A 21,890-nucleotide genomic window follows, 5' to 3' on the forward strand; every position below is an offset into this window, starting at 1 on the left:
TCGGCGGCGCGGGTGGTCCGGCTGGACGAGCCGGCGGCCTGGGCGGAATGCCCGGCCACCGACCCGGCACCGCTCGCCGGCCCGGACAGCGGCTGCTTCGTCATCTACACCTCCGGCTCGACCGGCCGGCCCAAGGGTGCCGTGCTCACGCACGAGGCCCTGGTCAACCGGCAGGCGTTCGCCGGACCCACGTTCTACCGGCTCGACGCCGGCTCCGTGGTGCTGCAGAGGACCGAGATCGGCTTCGACGTCTCGCCCGGCGAGATCTACGCGGCCCTGTCCGCCGGCGCCCGCCTCGTCGTGGCCCGGGCCGGCGGGCACCGCGACCCGGCGTACCTGTGCGACCTCATGGCCCGCGAGGGCGTGACGGCCGTCCACTTCGTACCGGCGATGCTCTCCGCGCTGCTGGTCGAAGGGCTCGACCGGGTGCGGTCGCTGCGCGCGGTCGGCGTGGGCGGCGAGGAGATCCCGGCCGACGTGGCCCGGGCGTTCCTGGCCGCGCTGCCCGGCGCGGAGCTGCACAACACGTACGGGCCGGCCGAGGCGACCGTCGACGTGTCCAGCTGGCCGTGCACCCCCGAGGCGCTGGCCGGGGCCGGCCGGGTCCCGCTCGGCGTACCGCACCCCAACGTGCGGCTGTACGTCCTCGACGAGGACCTGCGGCCGGTGCCGGTCGGCGCGCCCGGCGAGTTGTGCGCCGGCGGGCTCGCGCTCGGCCGCGGGTACCTCGGCGCCGCGGCGCTGACCGCCGCCCGCTGGGTGCCCGACCCGTACGGCCCGCCCGGCTCCCGCCTCTACCGCACCGGCGACGCGGCCACCTGGCGGCCGGACGGCACCGTCGCGTTCCTCGGCCGCCTCGACACGCAGGTCAAGCTCAACGGCGTCCGGATCGAGCTCGGCGAGGTCGAGGCGGTCCTGCGCGGCTGCGACGGCGTCGCCGAGGCCGTGGCGAAGGTCGTGGACCGCGACGGCCGCCGTACCCTCGCCGCCTACCTGCTGCCGGCGCCCGCCTCCACGGTGGACGTGGCCGCCGTCCGCGAGCGGGTCCGGGCGGCGCTGCCGGCGGCGATGGTCCCGTCGGCGTACGTGACGATCGACGAGTTGCCGTTGAGCCCCAACGGCAAGGTCGACCGCCGGCAGCTGCCCGACCCCGGCGTCCGCGAGAGCGCCTCCCACGCGGCACCGGCGGACGGCACCGAGGCCGCCGTCGCCGAGGTGTGGGCGCGGGTGCTCGGCGTCGAACGGGTCGGCGTGGACGAGAGCTTCTTCGACCTCGGCGGCGACTCGATGCTCGCGGTCGCGCTGGTCGGCGCCCTGCGCGCGGCCGGCCACCCGACGAGCGTGCGGGACGTGTTCGCGCACCGGACCGTGCGCCGGCTCGCCGCGTCCCTGTCACCGGCGGCGGACGCCGGGCCGGGCACCGTCGCGCCGTTCGCGCTGATCAGCGCCGCCGACCGGGCCGCGCTGCCGGCCGGGCTCACCGACGCCTACCCGGCCTCGCGCACCCAGCTCGGCATGCTCGCCGAGATGGCCGCCAGCGGCGACTCCGCCGTCTACCACAGCGTGCTCGCGCACCAGGTCCGCGACGGCCGGCCGTTCTCGGCGTCCGCGCTGCGCCAGGCCGTGCGGGTCGTGGTGGGCCGGCACGAGACGCTGCGCACGTCCTTCCACCTGACCGGCTACTCGGAGCCGATGCAGCTCGTGCACGCCGAGGCCGCGCCGCAGGTCCGGGTGGAGGACGGGCGGGACGCGCCGGCCGAGGTACGGGCCGCGCGGTTCGCGCAGTTCGTCGCGGCCGAGCGGGCCACCCCGTTCGCGCTCGACGAGGCGCCGCTGCTGCGCGTCCGCGCCCACCTCGACACCGGCGACACGTGGTGGCTCACGTTCACCGTCTGCCACGCGATCACCGAGGGGTGGAGCGTCGCGCGGCTGCTCGCCGAGCTGCTGGAGGTCTACGCGGAGCTGTCCGCCGGCCGCGAGCCGGCCCCGGCACCGGTGCCGCCGGTGCGGTACGCCGACTTCGTCGCCGGCGAGCTGGCCTCCCTGGCTTCTCCGGAGGACCGGGACTACTGGCGGTCCATCGTGGACGGCCGGGCGCGGCTGGCGCTGCCGGACGGCTGGGGCGAGCCCGGCACCGGGCGCGTCGCGGTGACCGTCGACGTGGCCGACCTGGACGAGGGCGTGCGCGCGCTCGCCCGCGCCGGCGACGTCTCCGTAAAGGCCGTGCTGCACGCCGCCCACCTCAAGGTGCTCAGCCAGCTCACGCCCGAGCGGCGCTTCTTCAGCGGCCTCGTCTGCGACGCCCGCCCCGAGCTGCCCGGCGCCGACCAGGTCCACGGCATGTACCTGAACACGCTGCCGTTCCCCTACGACCGGGACGCCCGCACCTGGCGCCAGCTCGTCGCCGCGGTGTTCGACCGGGAGGTCGAGCTGTGGCCGCACCGGCGGTTCCCGCTCGCCGAGATCCAGCGCGACGGCGGGCAGCGACTGCTCCGGGTGATGTTCAACTACCAGGACTTCAGCCGGGCGCAGGGCGGCTCCGCGGCCACGGTCGTCGGCACCGCCGGCGACGGCGCCACCGAGTTCGACCTGTCGGTCTTCGCCCACCGCGGCCGGTACGAGCTGTCCGCCAACCCCGCCGTGCTCGGCCGGGCCGGCCTCGAACGGGTCGGCGCCATGTACCGGGCCGTGCTGGCCGCGATGGTGGCCGACCCGTCCGGCGACGCGCAGGCCGTGTACCTGCCCGACGGCGAGCGCGAAAGGCCCGTCGAAGCCGCCGAGGACACGCCGGTGACCGGCCGGGTGCACGAGCTGTTCGAGGCCCGCGCCGCCGCGACACCGCACGCCGTGGCCGTGGTGGCCGGCGGCGTCGCGCTCACGTACGCCGAGGTCGACGCCCGTGCCAACCGCCTCGCCCACCGGCTGCGCGCGGCCGGCGCCGGCCCGGAGTCCGTCGTCGGCGTCTGCCTCGACCGGGGCGCCGATTTGGTGCCCGCACTGCTCGGCGTGCTCAAGTCCGGCGCCGCGTACCTGCCGCTGGACCCGGCGCAGCCCGACGAGCGGATCGACTACATGCTCGCCGACGCCGGCGCCCGCGTGGTGGTGACGGCCGGCGACCGGCTCGCCGGCTTCGACGGCCAGGTCATCCCGCCGGGCGGCCACGCCGACGCGCCGGACACCCACCCGGGCGTACCCGGCGGCCCGGACGACCTGGCCTACGTCATCTACACCTCCGGCTCGACCGGCCGCCCCAAGGGCGTCTGCGTCAGCCACGCCAGCGTGCTGCGGCTGCTCGCCGCCACGCAGGAGCACTACGCGGCCGACGAGACCGACGTGTGGGCGCTGTTCCACTCGTACGCGTTCGACGTCTCGGTGTTCGAGCTCTGGGGCGCGCTGGCGCACGGCGGCCAGCTCGTCGTGGTGCCCCCGCAGGTCGCCCGGGTCCCCGGCGACCTGCTCGACCTGCTGGTCGAGCGGGGCGTGACGATGCTCGCGCAGACCCCGACCGCGTTCCGCGGCCTGGTGCGGCTGGCCGGCGACGGCGACCCGCGGATCGGGCGGCTGAGCCTGCGCGCGGTGGTCCTGGCGGGGGAGAAGCTGGAGGCCGACGCGCTGCGGCCGTGGACCGACCGGGTCGGGCTGGCGCGCATCGCGCTGGTCAACATGTACGGGCCGACCGAGACCACCGTGTACTCCACGTACCACCGGCTGACCCGCGCCGACCTCGCGGTGGGCACCGGCAGCCGGATCGGCAAGGCCCTCGCCGGCGAGCGGCTGTACGTGCTCGACGAGCACGGCCACCCGGCGCCGGTCGGGGTGCCCGGCGAGCTGTACGTGGCCGGCGCCGGCGTGACCCGCGGCTACCTGCGGCGGCCCGCGCTGACCGCCGAGCGCTTCCTACCCGACCCGTACGGCCCGCCCGGTGCCCGCATGTACCGCACCGGCGACCTCGTCACCCGGCTCGCCAGCGGCGCCGTCGACTACCACGGCCGGCTGGACAACCAGGTCAAGCTGCGCGGGTACCGGATCGAGCTGGGCGAGATCGAGGCGGCGCTGCGCGCGCTGCCCGGCGTCGACGAGGCGGTGGTCCTCCTGCGCGAGGACACGCCGGGCGACCCGCGCCTGGTCGGCTACGTGGTGGCCGACGGCGGCACCGGCGAGCTGCGCCGCGCGCTGGCCCGCACGCTGCCCGACTACATGGTGCCCGCGGTGCTGGTCCCGCTCGACCGGCTGCCGCTCAACAACAGCGGCAAGCTCGACCGGGCCGCGCTGCCCGCGCCCGAGGCCCGCTCCGACCGGCCCTTCGTCGCCCCCCGCACGCCCCTCGAGGCGCGCGTCGCCGCGGTGTGGGCACAGGTACTGGGGGTACCGGCGGTCGGCCTCGAGGACGGCTTCTTCGACCTCGGCGGCCACTCCATCAAGGCGCTGGTGCTCGCCAGCGCGCTGCGCGACGCCGGCCTGGACGCCACGGTCGCCGACATCTTCACGCTGCAGACCGTGGCCCGGCTCTGCGAGGCGCTGGCCGAGCGCGCCGGCCCGGCGCCGGACGAGCGGCCGGTCGAGCCGTTCGACCTGGTGCCCGGCGAGGACCTGCCCCGGCTGCCGGGCGGGCTGGCCGACGCGTACCCGCTGTCGCAGGTGCAGCTCGGCATGCTCATCGAGATGCTGGCCGACAACGGCCAGAACCACTACCACAACGTCGCCTCGTTCGCGGTGCCGGACGCCGCGCCGTTCGACCTCGCGACGCTGCGCGCGGCCGTCGACCTGGTGGTCAACCGGCACGAGATCCTGCGCACCTCCGTGGACCTGACCGGCTTCTCGGTGCCGATGCAGCTCGTGCACCGCCGCGTCGAGGTGCCGGTGGCGTCGTACGACCTGCGCGGGCTGACCGAGCCGGAGCGCCACGCCACCGTGCGGCGGCACGTCGGCCTGGAGTACCGCACGCTCTTCGACGTCGAGCGGGCGCCGCTGCTGCGCTTCGCCGCGCACGTCGAGAGCGACGAGGCGTGGCGGCTGACGCTGACCATCTGCCACGCGGTCATCGAGGGCTGGAGCCTGCACGCGCTCGTCGTGGAGATCCTGGAGGCCTACGGCGCGCTCCGCGCGGGCGGGCCGGCACCCGAGGCGCCGACCACGCCGGTGCGCTTCGCCGACTTCGTGGCCGGCGAGCTGCGCTCCCTGCGCTCCACCGTGGACAAGGAGTACTGGCAGGGCATCGTCGACGGGCACGCGCGGTTCGCGCTGCCGGCGGCGTGGCGCCCCCGGGTCGCGCCGGCGAACCGGGAGCCGTACGCGGTCACCGTGCCCTTCGCCGACCTCGCCCCGCGCCTGCGGGAGCTGGCCTCGGCGGCCCGGGTCTCCCTGAAGGCGGTGCTGCACGCGGCACACCTCACGGTGCTCGGGCAGCTGACCGACGAGCCGGCGTTCTACAGCGGACTGGTCTGCAACACGCGGCCGGACGCGGCCGGCAGCGAGCGGGTGTACGCGATGTCGCTGAACACGCTGCCGTTCCCGCACGACCGCCAGGCCCGCACCTGGACCGCCCTGGTCCAGTCGGTGCACGCCCGCGAGGTCGAGCTATGGCCGCACCGGCGCTACCCGGCGCCGGCGATCCGCCCGGCCGGCCAGGGCGACCGGCTCGTCGAGGTCTACTTCAGCTACCTCGACTTCGACGGCGTGGTCGGCGAGCGGGTGTCGACCGGGCCGAGGCTGGGAGCGGCCAGCTCCGAGTTCGCGCTCGCCGTCGCCGCCAAGCCCGGCCACGTCGAGCTGGCCACCGACAGCCACGCCATGAGCCGGGCCGACGCCGAGCGGCTCGGCGCCATGTACCGCCTCGTCCTGCAAGCCATGGCGGCCGACCCGGACGGCGACCCGCGCGGGACGTTCCTGCCCGCCGCCGAGCGCCACGACGTCGTGACCGGCTGGAACCCCGCGCCGGCCGAGGCCGTACCCGCGCTCGTCCCGCACCGGATCGCGGCGTGGGCGGCGCGCACGCCGGGGGCCGAGGCGGCCGGCGGGCTCACGTACGCCGCGATGGACGCCGCGGCCAACCGGCTCGCGCACCACCTGCGCGGGCTCGGCGCCGGACCGGACCGCGTGGTCGGCGTCCTGCTCGACCGCGGCCCGGAGCTGGTCACCACGCTGCTCGCGGTGTGGAAGGCCGGCGGGGCCTACGTGCCGATCGACCCGTCGTACCCGCCCGCCCGGATCGCCGGCATGCTCGCCGACGCCGGCGCCGCCACGGTCGTCACCTCGACCGGCTACGCCGACCGGTTCGGCGACGGCGCCGGCCTGGTGCTGCTCGACCGGGACGCCGCGCTGGTCGCCGCACACCCCGCCTCACCGCCCACTGTGGACATCGACCCGGACCGGCTCGCGTACGTCATCTTCACCTCCGGCTCCACCGGCCGCCCCAAGGGCGTGCAGGTCAGCCACCGCAGCCTCGCCAACTACATCGACTGGGCCGCCGGCGAGCTGATCGGGGACCGGACCGGCGGCGCGCCGCTGTTCTCCTCGGTCGCCTTCGACATGGTGGTGACGCCGATCTGGGCGCCGCTGGTCACCGGGCAGCGGCTGTGGCTGCTGCCGGCCGAGGCCGGGCTCGACGAGCTCGGGTGGCGGCTGGCGGCCGCCGGGCCGTTCAGCTTCGTCAAGCTCACCCCCGGCCACCTCGACCTGCTCGCCGACCAGCTGACGGCGGCCGAGGCGACCGCGCTCACCCCGATGCTCGTCGTCGGCGGCGAGGCGCTCACCGCCCGTACCTGCGCGCGGTGGCACGCGCTGGCGCCGGACGCCGTGCTCCTCAACGAGTACGGCCCCACCGAGGCGACCGTCGCGGTCAGCCGGTACCCGGTCACCGGGCCGGTCGAGGGCGACGTCGCGCCGATCGGCCGGCCGCTGGGCGGCATGCGCACGTACGTGCTCGACGCCGGCCTGCGCCCGGTTCCGGTGGGCGTGCTCGGCCAGGTGTACCTCGGCGGGGTCGGGCTGGCCCGCGGCTACGCCGGCCGTCCGGAGCTGACCGCGGACCGGTTCGTGCCGGACCCGTTCGGCTCGGGGCAGCGGCTGTACCGCACCGGCGACGTCGGGCGCTGGCTGCCCGGCGGCGACCTGGACCTGCTCGGGCGGGTCGACGACCAGGTGAAGATCCGCGGGTACCGGGTCGAGCCCGGAGAGATCCGGACCGTCCTGCTGGAGCACCCGGAGGTCGCCGACGCGGTGGTCGTCGCGGCGCCGTCCGCGGGCGGCACGCGCCTGGTCGCCTACCACGTCGGCGGCGGCGACGGCCTGGCCGCGCACTGCGCCGAGCGGCTGCCCGCCCCGCTCATCCCGTCCGCGTTCGTCCCGGTCGAGCGGATCCCGCTCAACGCCAACGGCAAGGTCGACCACCGGGCGCTGCCCGACGCGCCCTCGGCCGCCGCCGAGTACCTGGCACCGCGCCCCGGCGCCGAGGCCACGCTCGCCGGCATCTGGGCGGGCGTGCTGGGGATCGAGCGGGTCGGCCGGCACGACAGGTTCTTCGCGCTCGGCGGCCACTCGCTGCTCGTCGTACCGGTGGTCGCCGCCGCGCGCCGGGCCGGCCTGCCGCTGACGCTCCAGGCCGCCATGCTCGACCGCACGCTCGCCGAGGCCGCCGGGACGCCGGAACGCGCGCCGGCTCCGGCCCGGACCGGGCCCGTGGTGCCACCGCTGGAACCGGCGCTCGCGCGCCACCGCGTCCCCGGTGCCGTGCTCGCGGTGCTGCGCGACGGCGAGCTGGACGAGCTGCGGGCGTACGGCGTGCTCGCGGCCGGCGCCGACGAGCCGGTGACCACGGACACGGTGTTCCAGGTCGGGTCGGTCAGCAAGCTGGTGAGCACGGTCGGCGTGCTGGCCCTCGTGCGCCGCGGGCACCTGGACCTCGACGTCGACGTCGACGGGTACCTGCGGACGTGGCGGGTGCCGGGCGGGCGCCAGGTGACGCTGCGCCAGCTGCTCGACCACACGGCCGGGCTCGTCTCCACCGGGGACGCGGACCGGCCCGTGCGGGCCCTGCCGGCGCCGGACGCCGTCGCGCGGGAGGACAACGCGCACTTCGTCGCCGTCCAGCACGTGCTCGAAGACGTGACCGGCACGCCGTACGCCGACCTGATGGCGGAGCTGGTGTTCGGGCCGCTGGGCATGACCGGCAGCGGCTTCCCGCCGGACTTCCCGAAGGCGAGCGGCCGGCCGGTCGCGCTCGGCCACGACGCCGGCGGCGAGGTGGTGCCCGGCGGCTGGAAGCGGCGCACCGACCTCGCCGCGGCCGGACTGTGGTCCACCGCCACCGACCTCACGCGGATCGTCCAGGAGATCCGGGTCGCCGCGCTGGGCGGCCCGGCGGCCCTGCTGGACGAGCCGCTGGCCCGCCAGATGCTCACCGCCGGCTCGGACGGGATCACGGCGCTCGGCTGCCGGGTGGACCGCTGGGACGGGTCCGAGGTGGAGTTCGTGCACCGCGGGCGGATGGACGGGTACCGGGCGGTCGCCGCCGGCCGGGTGCGTGAGGGGACCGGGTTGGTCCTGTTGACGAACGGCGACGGTGGCATCGAGATCCTCAGCATGCTGGCCGCCGCAAACCAGAGTTGGGAGACGGTGTGATGACTACCGCGTCCATGGTGCGCACGCGGGCCCGGCACCTCGTGTCGATCCGCGACCTGACCGATGACGACCTGTACACGATCGTGGCCCGCGGCGCGCGGTACGCCACCGGCGAGCTCGGCAGCCCCTGGCGGGCCGGGTGGTCGGCACCTACTTCCTGAAGACCTCCACCCGGACCCGGACCGCGTTCACCTCCGCCGCGCTGCGGCTCGGCGCGAGCGTCATCGCGTACGGCCCGCTCGACCTGCAGACCAACACCGGCGAGTCCAGTGAGGACACCGGGCGGGTGCTCGCCTCGATGCTCGACATCCTCGTCGCGCGCACCGCCGGCGACCCGGGCGAGATGCGGGCCTGGGCGGCGCAGGACCGGATGGCGGTGGTCAACGCGATGAGCGCGGCCGAGCACCCCACCCAGGCGCTGACCGACCTGACCACGCTGGTGCAGCGCTTCGGCCGGATCGAGCGGCTGCGCCTGCTGTACGTGGGCGAGGCCAACAACACCGCCACCGCGCTCGCCCTCGCGCTGACCCGCTTCCCCGGCGTCGAGCTGGAGCTGCGCACCCCGCCCGGGTACGGGCTGCCGGACGACATCGTCGCGACCGCGCTGGCGCAGGCGCGGCGCAACGGCGGGCGGATGCTGGAGCGGCACGACATGGTCGACGTGCCGGCCGGGCTGGACGCCATCTACACCACCCGGTGGCAGACCACGGGCACCAGCAAGCCGGACGCGAACTGGCGGGAGATCTTCGCGCCGTTCCAGGTGCGGGAAGGGCTGTGGCGGCGCAGCCCGCGCGCGGTCTTCATGCACGACCTGCCGGCGCACCGCGGCGAGGAGGTGACCGCGGAGGTGCTCGACGGGCCGGCGAGCATCGCCTTCCAGCAGGCCGAAAACAAGATGTACAGCGCCATGGCGGTGCTGCACTGGTCACAGGAAGCGCGATGACCGTCCTGGCGTCGCCGGCGCCCGCCCCCGCGCCGCCGGCCCGGCCGCTGTCCCGGAGCCGCGACTTCCTGCTGCTGTGGATCGGGGCCGGCGTCTCGGCCCTCGGCTCCCGGGCCACGTCGATCGGCTACACGCTGCTCGTGTACTGGTCGACCGGCTCGGCGACGGCGGCCAGCCTGGTGACGTTCGCCGCGCTGCTGCCCAACCTGCTGGTGCAGATGCCGGCCGGCGCCCTGGTCGACCGGTGGGACCGGCGCCGCACGATGCTCGCCTGCAGCGCCGGCCGGGTGTTCGCGATCGGCAGCGTGGCCGTCGCGGTCATGCTCGGCGAGGTCTGGATACCGCACCTGATGGCGGTCGCGTTCGTCGAGGCCACGCTCGGCATCTGCTACGGCCTGGCCGAGCGGGCCGCCGTCTGCAACGTCGTCGGCCCGGACCAGCTCGGCTCGGCCATGGCGGCCAACGAGTCCCGGGCCAACGCCGCCGGCATCGTCGGCCAGCCGGCCGGCACGCTGCTGCACTCGCTGGCCCGGTTCGCGCCGTTCGCGTTCGCCGTCGTCGCGCACGCGGTGTCGTTCGTGACCCTGCTCTTCGTGCGGCGCGACCTGCAGGGCCCGCCGCCCGACCCGGGGCGGCGGCGCAGCCTGCTGCCGGAGATCCGCGAAGGGCTCGCGTTCGTGTGGGGCCAGGTGTACCTGCGCCGCGCGCTGGCGCTCTTCGCGGCCAGCAACATCCTCTTCCAGGTCCTCGGCCTCGGCCTGATCGTGATGGTCAAGGAGGGCGGCGGGTCGCCGCACACCGTGGGCCTGCTGCTCGTGGTCAACAGCGCCTTCGGGCTGGCCGGGGCGATGACCAGCAACCTGTACCTGAGTCGCTTCGGCATCCGCCGCATCATGATGGGCGTCAACGTGGCCTGGGCGGTGCTGATGGCCGGCATCGGCTTCGTGCCCGGGATCGTGGTGCTCGGCGCGCTCTACGCGCTCATCAACTACATCGCCGGGATCGGCAACGTGGCCGGCATGTACTACCTCGTCAAGACCGCACCCGACCACCTGCGCGGCCGGGCCGGCTCGGTGGTCACGCTGCTCACCTCCGGCGCCAACTCGCTCGGCGCGCTGCTGGCCGGCTTCCTGCTCGACTCGACCAGCACGACCGCCACCATGTCGATCGTCGCCGTCGTGATGGCCGGCATCGCGGTGTCCGCCGTGCTCGGCTTCGGCGGTCGCGCCGCGGCCGAGGCGGAGCGGGCCGGCAGCTGACGACTATCGAGGAAATGTGGACGGCCGGCCGAGGCTGCCGTCGGACCCAAACTCTTTGAGCCACCAGGGGGCTTCGATGACCGAGAACGCCAGCTGGAAACCGCTGGAGATCAGCCCGGAGAGCGCCGGGGTCGCGGCGACGGTCGACGGCCTCGCCGACCACATCGCCGCGCTGGACGTGGAGCGCGCGCTGACCGCCGAGAAGGCGCTGGTGTTCCGCGGGTTCGGCGTACGACCGGACACATTGGACCGGGTGATGGACCTGCTGCTGCCCAACCGCCTCGCGTACGTGCACGGCAACTCGCCGCGCACCAAGGTGGGCGCCAACGTCTACACCTCGACCGAGTACCCGTCCCGCTACACCATCTCGATGCACAACGAGCTGTCGTACGCCGCGCAGTGGCCGTCCCGGCTGATGTTCTTCTGCCAGGTGGCCGCCGAGACCGGTGGGGCCACCCCGCTCGTCGACGCCGCGCTGTGGCTGGAGTCGCTCGACCCGCACGTGCGCGCCGCCTACGCCGGGGGAGTGCGGTACCAGCAGAACCTCCACGACGGCATGGGCCTGGGCAAGAGCTGGCAGGAGACGTTCGAGACCGACGACCGGGCGCAGGTCGAACGGTTTCTCGCCGCGAGCGGCGCCACCTGGGAGTGGACCGCCGACGGCCTGCGCGTGACCCAGGTGCGCCCCTCGACCACGCGGCACCCGGTGACCGGCGCCGAGGTGTGGTTCAACCAGAGCGACCAGTGGCACCCGGCGGCGCTCGACGACGAGACCGCCAAGGTGATGGCCGAGGTGATGGACGAGGACGAGCTGCCCCAGTCGGTGCGGTTCGCCGACGGCAGCCCGATCCCCGCCGAGTACGTGATCCAGGTGCGCGACCGCGGCCTGGAGGCGGCCGTCGACGTGGACTGGCGCGTCGGCGACGTGCTCCTGATCGACAACCTCCTTGTCGCGCACGGCCGGCGCTCGTACACCGGCGACCGGCGCGTGCTCGTCGCGATGTCGGACTGAAAGGCACCTCGATGACCACTGCTTCGGACGCCCCCGGCTGGCTGCGGGCGTACCGCCGGGTCGGCCAGGCGGACGTGCGGCTGGTGTGCTTCCCGCACGCGGGCGGCGCCGCCACGTTCTTCCAGCCGTGGGCGGCCCGCCTCACCGGCGCGGTCGACCTGCTCGCCGTCTGCTATCCCGGCCGGCAGGACCGGCTGCTCGAACCGTGCGTCGAGGACATGCACCCGCTCGCCGACCGGATCACCGAGGCGCTCGAGCCGTACCTGGACCGGCCGGTCGCGTTCTTCGGGCACAGCATGGGCGCCTCGGTCGCGTACGAGGTGACGCTGCGGCTGGAGGCCCGGTACGGGATCACGCCGGCGCACCTGTTCGTGTCCGGGCACGGCGCGCCGCACATCGCGTGGGTCGACGAGGACCCCGACCAGTACGACGACGAAGGGCTGTGCGACCGCATCGGCGGGCTCGGCGAGGTCGACCCGGTCGTCTTCCGGTCACCCAAGCTGCGCGAGCTGATCATGCCGGCGCTCCGCGCCGACCTGCGGCTGGTGCACCGCTACCTGCCCGCGACCAGGAGAAGGTGGCGGCGCCCATCTCGGCGTACCTCGGCGCGGCCGACCCGGTGTGCACAGTGGACGACGTCGGCGCGTGGGCGGAGCTGACCACCGGCGAGTTCGAGCTACGGGCGTTCCCCGGCGACCACTTCTACCTGGTACCCGAACAGGCGGCGCTGCTGTCCGCGGTGTCCGCACGGCTGTGGGGAGGCGACCGGTGACCGGCACCGCCGTGGCGGCCGTGCCGCTGGACCTGGACCGCTACCGGCGCTTCCGGGTCGACTTCGACGCGCTCACCGACCTGGTACGCGACCGGGTGGCCGCCGAGTTCGCCGGCGTCCTGCCCGCGCCCGGCGGCGTCGTGGGCCGGACCGAGCTCGCCGCGCGGCTGAGCGTCGTCCCCGCGTACACCCGGCTGTTCGACGCCCTCGTGGACCTGCTGGTCCGCGAGGGCCACCTCCGCGCGGACGGCGACCACCTGATCGTGACGCCGCGGCTGGCGCGGGCGGGAGCGGCGACGCTCGGCGACGGCCACCCGGAGGTCGCCGAGTACCTGCCGCTGCTGGCCGCCTGCCAGGGCCACGCGCTGGACGTGATGAGCGGCCGGCGCGCCGGGACGGACGTGCTCTTCCCGGGCGGCTCGATGGCGCTGGTGGCCGAGCTCTACACCGACAACGTCCAGACCGGGTACTTCAACCGGCTGGCCGCGGACCGGGTGCGCGCGCACGTGGAGGCGTTCGCGCGGCGCTTTCCGCACTCGACGCCGCAGGTCTTCGAGGTGGGCGCCGGCACCGGAGCGACGACGGCGTTCGTGCTCGCGGCGCTCGCCGACCACGCCGACCGCCTGCGCTACGTCTACACCGACGTGGGTCCGGGCTTCCTGCGGCTGGCCCGCAAGCGGTTCAGCAAGTCCTTTATGGACTTCGCCCGCTACAACATCGAGGCGTCGCCGGAGCCGCAGGGCTTCGAGCCGCATTCGATGGACGTGGTGCTGGCCAGCAACGTGCTGCACGCCACCCACCGGATCGGCGACACCCTCGAACAGTGCCGGCGCCTGCTCAAGCCCGGCGGCATCCTGGTGGTCAACGAGATGACCCAGCGCCTGGACTACAACACGGTCACGTTCGGCCTGATGGACGGCTGGTGGCGCTACGCCGCCGACGACCCGCGCATCCCCGGCTCCCCGTTGCTGAGCCGCGCCGGCTGGACCGCCGCCCTGGGCCGCGCCGGCTTCGCCGACGTGGAACTGCACGGCGTCCCCATCCTCGAGGAGGACGAACAGGTCCAGTCCCTGGTGGTAGCCCACCGCGCCACGTAACCCCTCCTTATGCGGTTGACCAGGGAGTTGGTGGGCGTGTCGGCCGGCGTGTCCACCCACCAGCTCCCTGATCAACGCCCGTCGAGGGCTTCGTAGTAGCGGCGGACGGTGCCGACGCGGGTGACGTCGGTGCCGTACACGTGCAGCGAGATCGCCGTCGTGTCGCCGGTGTTGTGGACGCGGTGGATGTCGCCGGGCGGGGCGAAGCCGCTCACGGAGCCGGCGTGGTTGTCGTTGCGGCCGACCGGGTTGAGGTCGGCGTCGAAGAGCTCCTCGTGCTCGACGCCCTGCAGCACGCCGAAGACGCACCACGTCAGGTGGTCGTGGATGCGGGTGATCTGGCCGGGCAGCCAGACCACCGCGACCACCGAGAACGAGCCGTCGGGCTCGACGTGCAGGGTGTGGCTGCGGTAGCCGTCGGGCGAGCCGAGGCGCTGCGCGGCGGTGAGCACGTCCGCGCTCGGCAGGTTCCGGCGCAGCGCGTCGGCCACGAGCCGGGCGGTGCCCGTCCAGCCGGCGCGCGCGGCGACGGCGCCGCGGACGGCGTCGAGGAGGTCGGTCAGGTCGCGGGTCGCTGTCGTGGTCATGTTCACGAGGGTGCGCGCATCCGACTTATGCGTCCAATGGAAAGTATCGAGTTGATCCATAGATATGCTCGATGGATGCTGGATGTCACGCGGCTGCGGGTCCTCGACGCGCTGGCCCGCCACGGCTCGGTCACGGCGGCGGCGAGGGAGCTGCACTACACGCAACCGACGGTCAGCCACCACCTGGCCCGGCTGGAGGCCGAGACCGGTGCGCAGCTGCTGCAGCGGGCCGGCCGCGGTGTGCGGCTCACCGAGGCGGGCCGGATGCTGGCCGACCGGGCCGCCGAGATCATCGGCCGGCTCGACGCCGCCGACGCGGAGCTCGCCGCGCACGTCGGGCTGGCCGCGGGGCGGGTGCGGCTGGCCGGCTTCTCGTCCGCGATCGGGTCGCTCGTGCCGCGGGCGGTCGCGGCGCTGGCCAGCCGGCACCCCAACCTCGAGATCAGCCTCGTCGACACGCACCCGCCCGAGGCGCTCGACCTGCTGCGGGCCGGGCGGATCGACGTGGCGATCATATTCCGGTACGACGAGACCGAGCCCGAGCCGGAGGGCATCCGGCTGCACCACCTGCTCGACGACCCGGTGTACCTGCTGTCCACCCGCCGCGGCCGCGACCTCGCCACGCATCGTGACGCGACCTGGATCGCCGGCTGCGAGCGGTGCCGCAGCCACCTCGTCTCGCTGTGCGGGGAGGCGGGCTTCCAGCCGCGCATCGGGTACAGCTCCGACGACATGGTGGTGATGCAGGCGCTCGTGGCGGCCGGCCTGGGCGCCACGATCATCCCCGGCCTCGCGCTGCGGGCGATCCGCCTCAAGGGCATCGTCGCGAGCGAGCTGAGCGGGGCGGGCCGCCACGTGTACGCGGCGACGTACGGCGAGCCGCCCGACCCGCCCGCCACGGCGGCACTGCTCGCGGCGCTCGCGGAGGCGGCGGCGTAGGGCGGCGCGCCGTTCGGCTCACGGCGGCCGCCACCCGGCGCGTGATATCGACCGCTGGACATGCCTTCCGCCCGACATGCGCATTAGGTTCCGGTCAATTGAGGAACATCTTTCGCGTATGTCCGGAGGTGCACCGTGCCATTGCTCTCAGCGTTGGACCACGAGCACACGGTCGCCCCCGCGGGCTACAGCCGCTGGTTGATCCCGCCGGCGGCGCTGTCGGTGCACCTGTGCATCGGCCAGGCGTACGCGACGAGCGTCTACAAGAACTCGCTCATCGCGCACTTCGACGCCAGCCAGACCGCGATCGGCGTCATCTTCAGCATCGCCATCGTCATGCTCGGCCTCTCCGCGGCGGTCGGCGGCACCTGGGTCGAGGCGAAGGGGCCGCGCAAGGCGATGTTCGTGTCCGCGTCCTTCTGGGCCGCCGGCTTCCTCGTCGGCGCGCTCGGCATCGCGACCGGGCAGCTGTGGCTCGTGTACCTCGGCTACGGCTTCCTCGGCGGCATCGGGCTCGGCATCGGGTACATCTCACCGGTCTCCACGCTCATCAAGTGGTTTCCGGACCGGCCCGGCCTCGCCACCGGCCTCGCCATCATGGGCTTCGGCGGCGGCGCGATGGTGGCCAGCCCGCTGTCCCGGCAGCTGCTGGAGCTCTACGACTCCGGGTACGACTCGGGCAACGCCGGCTCGGTGGCCTCCGGCGGCGCGCTGGTCGGCCTGTTCGTCACGCTCGGCATCGGCTACTTCGTCATCATGATGTTCGGCGTGGTGAACGTCCGCGTCCCACCGCCGGGCTGGCGGCCGGCCGGCTTCGACCCCGCGACGGTCGCCGCCAAGCCGCTCGTGACCACCGGCAACGTGACCGCGGCCAACGCGATCCGCACCCGCTCGTTCTGGCTGCTCTGGGTCGTGCTCTTCTGCAACGTCACCGCCGGCATCGGTATCCTGGAGCAGGCCAGCCCGATGATCCAGGACTTCTTCCGGGACGGGACCACGTCTGCGGTGACGGTCGCGGCCGCCGGCGGGTTCGTGGGACTGCTGTCACTTTTCAACATGGCCGGGCGCTTCGTGTGGTCGTCCACATCGGACCTGATCGGCCGCAGGCCCATCTACATGGTGTACCTCGGTGTCGGCATGGTCCTCTACGCGCTGCTGGCCTCCGTCGGGCACGCCGCCACCGCGCTGTTCGTGCTGCTGGCCGGCGTGATCCTCTCGTTCTACGGCGGCGGGTTCGCGACCGTACCGGCGTACCTGCGCGACCTTTTCGGCACCCTGCAGGTCGGCGCGATCCACGGCCGCCTGCTGACCGCCTGGTCCGCCGCGGGCATCGCCGGCCCCCTGATCATCAACGGTTTCCTCGACGCGCAGGGCAAGCCGGGCACGCTGACCGCCGAGGCGTACCGGCCGGCGCTGCTCACGATGGTCGGGGTGCTGGCCGTCGGCTTCGCCGCCAACCTGCTGATCCGTCCCGTCCCGGACCGCTTCCACGAGCCGCACACCGACCGTCCCGCCAACCCGCCCGAGACCGTCGCCGCCGGAGGGAGCCCGACCCGATGAGCCGACCACCTGAGGACCAGACCGCCCGGCTGTGGCTGTCGTGGCTGCTTGTCGCGGTCATGCTCGGCTACGGCGTGACACAGACCGTCATCACCGCGGCCAAACTCTTCACCGGCTGACCCTCTCAGCGGCCTCTAAGCCGGCGTGCGCGACGATCATGGCGTGACCACCGCCGTGCGACCTCCGGCCAGCACCGCCACCCGCGCGCTGGCACTGCTGCGGTTGACCCGCCCGTGGTTCTGGCCGCTGGGCTGGGCCGGCGCGTACTTCGGCTGGGTGCTGGCCGCCGCCGAATGGGTGCCGCCCCTCCGCGACCAGCCGGCGGCCGTGGCCGCGGTGGTCGTGCTCGGCCCGCTCGTGTGGGGCGCCGTCCTCGCCATGAACGACCTCTACGACCTGCCGAACGACCGGCGCAGCCCGCGCAAGTCGACCGCGCCGCTGGTGACCGGCGTGCTGACCGTGACGGACCTCAAGCGCGCGTACTGGTGGTGCAGCATCGCCGCCATCGCGATCTCGGTCGCCGCCGGCCCGTGGTTCGTCGCCGGCACGGTGATCGTGCTGGTGCTCGGCTGGCTGTACAGCACGCCGCCGGTGCGCCTCAAGGCCCGCCCGGGTGCCGACGTCGCGGTGAACACCCTTGTCGTCGGCGTCTTCGCCCCGCTGGGCGGCTGGTCGCTGCACCGGTCGGTGCTGGACTACCCGCCGATCCTCGTACTGCTCGGGCTGCTGCTCGGCGCCGCCCTGTACGTGCCCACCACCGTGATGGACCGCGACGCCGACCTGGCGGCCGGCGACACGACGTTCGCGGTGCGCTGGACGCCGCGGGCCTGCTACCGGCTCGGCCTCGCCCTGTGGACGGCGGCGAACGTGATCTGGCTGGCCTGCTGCCACCTCGACGTGCTCGTCACCCGCGACTCGTGGACCCTGCAGACGGTGGCGGCACCGGCGCTGGTCGCGGTGTACGCGGTGGCCACCCGCAAGCCGTCGATCCCGCGGATGGCGGTGGTGTCGTTCGCGTTCGCCGTGCCGGGCACCGACTTCCTGCTCGCCGTCGCCGGCTGACCTCGCGGAACCGCTCGGCCGTCCAGCCGACCCCACCCGCCGCCGGGTGGGCGGGAACTGGCCGATCACGGGATTCGTCGCGGGCGCGGCCGGCAGCAGGCTGGCGCGGTGAGCGATCAGACACCCTGGCAGGACCCGCGGTACCGCCGTCCCGGCCCGCCGCAGCCGCCGCCGTACCTGCACGGCCGGCACCCCGTCCCGCCGCCGGTGTGCGGGCCGCCGGTCACCGCCGTGCCGTACGCGGTCCGCCGCCGGCGGGTGCATCCCCTGGCGGTCGTCGGGCTGGTCCTGGGTGGCGCGGCGCTGCTGTGCTGCGGTGTGGGCACGGTCGGCGCGCTGGTCGACGGCGGCGACCCGAAGGGGTCGACCGCGCTTCCGGTCGCGGACGCGACGGTCGAGCCGGCGGAGAGCACGCCGGCCGCGGAGCCCGACCTCACGACGGCGCCGCCCTCGCCCGCGGTGTCCACGGCGCCGCCCACGTCCGCGGCGCCGCCGCCGAGCGCAAAGCCGAAGGTCACCACGAAGCCGCCGGCGACCACCCGACCGCCTGCGCCGCGCACGACCGCGCCGAAGCCGAGGACCACGACCAAGCCGGCCGGCAACTGCGATCCGTCCTACCCGACTCTCTGCATCCCGCCCGGGGCGGCGGACCTCGACTGCGGGGACATTCCGCAGAAGCGGTTTCCGGTGCGGCAGCCGGACCCGCACGATTTCGATGGAAACAAGGACGGCGTCGGCTGCGAGTCCTGACACGCGGTGACCAACCGCGGAGGGTGAGGCCGCGGGAGCAACGGTCCGGACCACGACGGACGTCGCGGTAGCTCACATCTTTTCGATCTCAGTCGTCGCTGTAGCCGAGCTTCTGCAGGCGGAACCACCGCGCGTAGAGGCCGCCCGCCGCGATCAGGTCCTCGTGGCTGCCCTGCTCGGCGAGGCGGCCCTCGTGCATGACGTAGATGACGTCGGCGTGGCGGATGTTGGCGAGGCGGTGGGTGATCAGGACGGTGGTCTTGACGCCGTGCCGGGCGCGCACCGCGTCGAACAGCGCGGCCTCGGCCGGGGCGTCGAGCGCCGACGAGGGCTCGTCCATGATGAGCAGGTCGGTGTCGCGCAGGAAGCCGCGGGCGGCGGTGATGCGCTGCCACTGGCCGCCGGACAGGTCCTGGCCCTGCGCGAAGGCGCGGTCGAGCATCGTGCCGTAGCCGTGCGGCAGCTCGACGATCATGTCGTGGGCGACGGCCTTGGCCGCGGCCGCCTCGATCCGCGCCTGGTCGGGCGTGTGGTCGATGTCGCCCATCGCGATGTTGGTGGCGGCGCTGAACGGCCACTTGTAGAACTCCTGCGACACCACGCCGATGCGCGCCCGCAGCAGGTCGGGGTCGAGGTCGGTGGTGGGCACCCCGTTCCAGCACACGGTGCCCGAGTCGGGCGTGCGCAGGCCGGCGACGATGGCGGCGAGGGTGCTCTTGCCGGAGCCGTTCTCGCCGGCGATGGCGACCATCTGCCCCGCCCGGATGCGCAGGCTCACGCCGGCGACGGCGGCGGTGTCCCGGTCCGGATAGGTGAGGGTCACGTCGTGCAGGCTCAGGCTGGCCAGCGGGCCGGGCGCGAGGTCGCCGGCGGGCGGCGGCAGGTACTCGCCGGCTCGCGCCATGAACTCGGTGTAGTCGCGGAAGTGCCGCCCCTCGGCGTACAGCCGGTCGACCTGGAAGGTCACAGTGGACAGTGCGCGCTGCGCGGCCTGTACCGCGATGACGCCGGTGGCGGCGGCGGACAGCGGGATGCGCTCGTCGACGAGGAGGTAGCCGAGCAGCAGGTACACCGCGGCCGTGGCGACGCCGCCGATCGCCGCGCCGGCGCTCGTGGTCACCGTCACCCGGCGGGCCAGCCGCAGCTGGATCGCGGTCTCGGCGGTCATCACGCGGTCGTACTGGCCGAGCAGGAAGTCGCGCAGCCCGTAGGAGCGCAGCTCGCCGGCGGGCTGGCGGACGGCCATCAGGTGGTTGAGCAGCCACAGGCGACGGCGGCGGACGGTGCCGGCCAGATACGTCTGGTACTGCAGGTGACCCGCGCGCAGCGCCGCCCACGCGCTCGGCGCCGTCGCGAGGAACAGCGCGGGCAGCAGCAGCGGGTGGATGACCACCACGGCGGCGGCGACCGCGAGCAGGCTCACGACGCCGGCCAGCAGGTTGATCGCCGCCTGTACGACCATGGTGGTGGAGTCGCAGCCGCGCCAGGCGCGTTCCATCTCGTCGCTGAAGGTGTCCTGGTCGAAGGACTCGAGGCGGACCCGGGTGGTGGCCTCGTAGAGGTGGCGCTGCACGGTGCGGTCGACGAGCGGGGTGAGCCCGTTCGAGGCGAAGCCGGTGGCCGACCCGAGCGCGGCGCGGACGGTGGTCAGCGCGCCGAGGGCCAGCAGCGCGGGCAGCGCCGCCCGCACCCGGTCCGGTGTGGGCCCGGCGGAGAAGAGCCCGACGAGCACCTGCTGCGTGGCGAGCAGCCCGAACGTGGCCATCGCACCGGCCGTCAGCGTCGCGCCGACGATGACCGCCGTACGGCCGCGGCTTGCCCGCCAGCTGACCTTGAGGGCGGTGTGCACCAGCTTGGGCAGCTCGGCCAGCACGGCCGCGATGGTCGCCTCGGCGCGGGCGCGCATGCCGCCTTCCCACCACACCGACCGCAGCTCGGGCAGCGCACTGGCATCGCGCGCCGGCGCGGCCCGCTCGGTGCCGGACGTCATGGTCATCCCGCCTCCCCACATGGTGGCCAAGGAGTCGAGGGCTGACGTCCTACAGCGCTAGTCCTTTGTCGACGGTAGCGCGCGCCGTTTCGGTAGCGCCCGGTCCGCGGTTGCCGGCCGCCCGCCTTCTCGCTGTTGATCAGGGAGTTGGTGGGCGTGTCTGACGGCGTGTCCACCCGCGACGTCCCTGATCAACCGCCGTTGTGTGGTCCCTCGGCGGGCTGGGGCCGCCTGTGTGGCGCGTACCGGGTCTGTGTGGCGATCGAGGAGTCGCGGGCGGGGGTGATGCGTGCACCGCGGAGTGAACGCGCGGGTGGAGTCGCGGCTGCTCGAGAACCCCAGCTGTCGACCGGGTAGCGGTGGGCGCAGGAGCTGTTCGCGCGGGCCGGCTCGCAGAGGTCACCGTCGACGGGGGCGGGCCGCCATGCCGGCGGCGCTGCGTTTCCTTTGCTTGCGTGATCAGGGTCTGCGCTGCGTTGACCATGGTCTCGGCCGCATTTTTGGGCGATTTGTTGCTGCGCAAACCATGATCACATGGCGAAGTGGAGGGGTGGTTCCTTGATCGGGGTGGCGGCCGTGGTGATCGTGGTCGTTTGCTGCCCCTACAGGGGCAGTAAACGACCACGATCCGCGCGACGGGGGCTGCTGGTGATGCCGATCGAGGAGTAGCTGCGTGGCTGTCGGTGTGGAAAGCGGCTTTGAGCGGGCGCGCGCGACGAGACTGCCGGCTCGCGCGCCTCAGCCGTTCACGGTGGCGGGGCCTCGACGAGATCCAGCGCTTGGTCGTCGACCTCACCTGGACGACGACCTGGAGCTGGGAGCGTCCTATGTACCGCCGCGGCCACCGGGGGCCGCCTCCCGCAGCGCCGCGCAGGCCACCGGTCTCGACGAACGTGCCGGCTCAGTTGGCGCCGCGTCGGGCGGTGTCGAGCGGCGTGCGCGGGGTCACTGGTCGTCGCATGGGGACGGTGGCGAGCGGCCTGTGCGGGCGGATCAGCGATCGTCGCGTCGGGGGGTGGCGGATGGCGCTGGCGGCGGGTTGGTGGTCGTCGCGTCGGATGGTGGTCTGTGCGGTGGGTCAGTGGTGTGCATCGGGCGACGGCGGGCGACGTGCACGGCGCTCGTGTGTGGCGGGTGGCGGGCGCCGGCCGGCCAGCGCAGGCGGTCGAGGGCTGTGGCGGTCACCGCGCCGTAGGCGTGGGGGACCACGTGGGCCAGCCAGTAGATGGGTGACCAGTGGCGGGGTTGGTGACCTTGAGAGGGTCAGTGGCGCGTTCGAACTGGTCGTGGCGGCGGCGGT

Annotated in this window: 13 protein-coding genes and 1 pseudogene; 12 read left to right on the forward strand and 2 right to left on the reverse strand. The window is 74.2% G+C overall.

Annotation, left to right across the window (positions count from 1 at the left end; all coding sequences use genetic code 11):
• Window positions 1-12 precede the first annotated feature (12 nt).
• The 7 genes and pseudogenes from Phou_RS32640 (at window position 13) to Phou_RS32665 (ending at window position 13,702) form a co-directional block, all read left to right on the forward strand.
• On the forward strand, window positions 13-8,619 hold the full coding sequence (locus tag Phou_RS32640; RefSeq protein WP_173063292.1) for a non-ribosomal peptide synthetase: 8,607 nt from the start codon (window positions 13-15) through the stop codon (window positions 8,617-8,619).
• A gap of 14 nt (window positions 8,620-8,633) precedes the next feature.
• Window positions 8,634-9,562, forward strand: a pseudogene (locus tag Phou_RS32645) (ornithine carbamoyltransferase).
• The gene (locus Phou_RS32650; RefSeq protein WP_173063295.1) at window positions 9,559-10,821 is read left to right on the forward strand and encodes an MFS transporter; all 1,263 of its coding nucleotides are present in this window, start codon (window positions 9,559-9,561) and stop codon (window positions 10,819-10,821) included. Before Phou_RS32645 ends, Phou_RS32650 begins: the two are co-directional and overlap by 4 nt.
• A gap of 76 nt (window positions 10,822-10,897) precedes the next feature.
• On the forward strand, window positions 10,898-11,833 hold the full coding sequence (locus Phou_RS32655; protein WP_173063298.1) for a TauD/TfdA family dioxygenase: 936 nt from the start codon (window positions 10,898-10,900) through the stop codon (window positions 11,831-11,833).
• A gap of 11 nt (window positions 11,834-11,844) precedes the next feature.
• On the forward strand, window positions 11,845-12,492 hold the full coding sequence (locus Phou_RS32660) for a thioesterase II family protein (RefSeq protein ID WP_218579299.1): 648 nt from the start codon (window positions 11,845-11,847) through the stop codon (window positions 12,490-12,492).
• Window positions 12,462-12,605 carry a hypothetical protein gene (locus Phou_RS51440; protein ID WP_218579300.1) on the forward strand — a complete coding sequence of 48 codons (144 nt, stop codon included), beginning with the start codon at window positions 12,462-12,464 and terminating at the stop codon, window positions 12,603-12,605. The genes Phou_RS32660 and Phou_RS51440 overlap by 31 nt, the downstream gene beginning before the upstream one ends.
• Entirely contained in the window at window positions 12,602-13,702 is a 1,101-nt protein-coding gene (locus Phou_RS32665; protein WP_173063301.1) for a class I SAM-dependent methyltransferase, read from the forward strand. The genes Phou_RS51440 and Phou_RS32665 overlap by 4 nt, the downstream gene beginning before the upstream one ends.
• A 71-nt stretch (window positions 13,703-13,773) precedes the next feature.
• Here Phou_RS32665 and Phou_RS32670 read toward each other — a convergent pair whose 3' ends face one another.
• Complete coding sequence (locus Phou_RS32670; RefSeq protein ID WP_173063304.1) at window positions 13,774-14,289, reverse strand: cysteine dioxygenase family protein; 516 nt, start codon at window positions 14,287-14,289, stop codon at window positions 13,774-13,776.
• Between the two features lie 75 nt (window positions 14,290-14,364).
• Here Phou_RS32670 and Phou_RS32675 point away from each other — a divergent pair, with 75 nt between their 5' ends.
• The 5 genes from Phou_RS32675 to Phou_RS51445 all read left to right on the forward strand — a co-directional run bounded on the left by Phou_RS32675 (window position 14,365) and on the right by Phou_RS51445 (window position 18,600).
• A complete protein-coding gene (locus tag Phou_RS32675; RefSeq protein ID WP_173063307.1) occupies window positions 14,365-15,228 on the forward strand; it encodes a LysR family transcriptional regulator in 864 nt (287 codons plus the stop codon).
• Between the two features lie 141 nt (window positions 15,229-15,369).
• On the forward strand, window positions 15,370-16,788 hold the full coding sequence (locus Phou_RS32680; protein WP_173064918.1) for an OFA family MFS transporter: 1,419 nt from the start codon (window positions 15,370-15,372) through the stop codon (window positions 16,786-16,788).
• Window positions 16,785-16,907: an MFS transporter small subunit gene (locus Phou_RS54635; RefSeq protein WP_281365102.1), complete on the forward strand. Its 123-nt coding sequence runs from the start codon at window positions 16,785-16,787 to the stop codon at window positions 16,905-16,907. The genes Phou_RS32680 and Phou_RS54635 overlap by 4 nt, the downstream gene beginning before the upstream one ends.
• A 43-nt stretch (window positions 16,908-16,950) precedes the next feature.
• Window positions 16,951-17,850 (forward strand): UbiA family prenyltransferase, encoded by a 900-nt coding sequence (locus tag Phou_RS32685; protein WP_173063310.1) that lies wholly within the window; start codon window positions 16,951-16,953, stop codon window positions 17,848-17,850.
• 108 nt (window positions 17,851-17,958) lie between these two features.
• Window positions 17,959-18,600: a hypothetical protein gene (locus Phou_RS51445; RefSeq protein WP_218579301.1), complete on the forward strand. Its 642-nt coding sequence runs from the start codon at window positions 17,959-17,961 to the stop codon at window positions 18,598-18,600.
• Between the two features lie 88 nt (window positions 18,601-18,688).
• Here Phou_RS51445 and Phou_RS32695 read toward each other — a convergent pair whose 3' ends face one another.
• Window positions 18,689-20,596, reverse strand: coding sequence for an ABC transporter ATP-binding protein (locus Phou_RS32695; protein WP_246274008.1), 1,908 nt, complete (start codon window positions 20,594-20,596; stop codon window positions 18,689-18,691).
• Window positions 20,597-21,890: the final 1,294 nt, after the last annotated feature.

The sequence above is a fragment of the Phytohabitans houttuyneae genome (assembly GCF_011764425.1).
GTDB classification, from domain to species: Bacteria; Actinomycetota; Actinomycetes; order Mycobacteriales; family Micromonosporaceae; genus Phytohabitans; species Phytohabitans houttuyneae.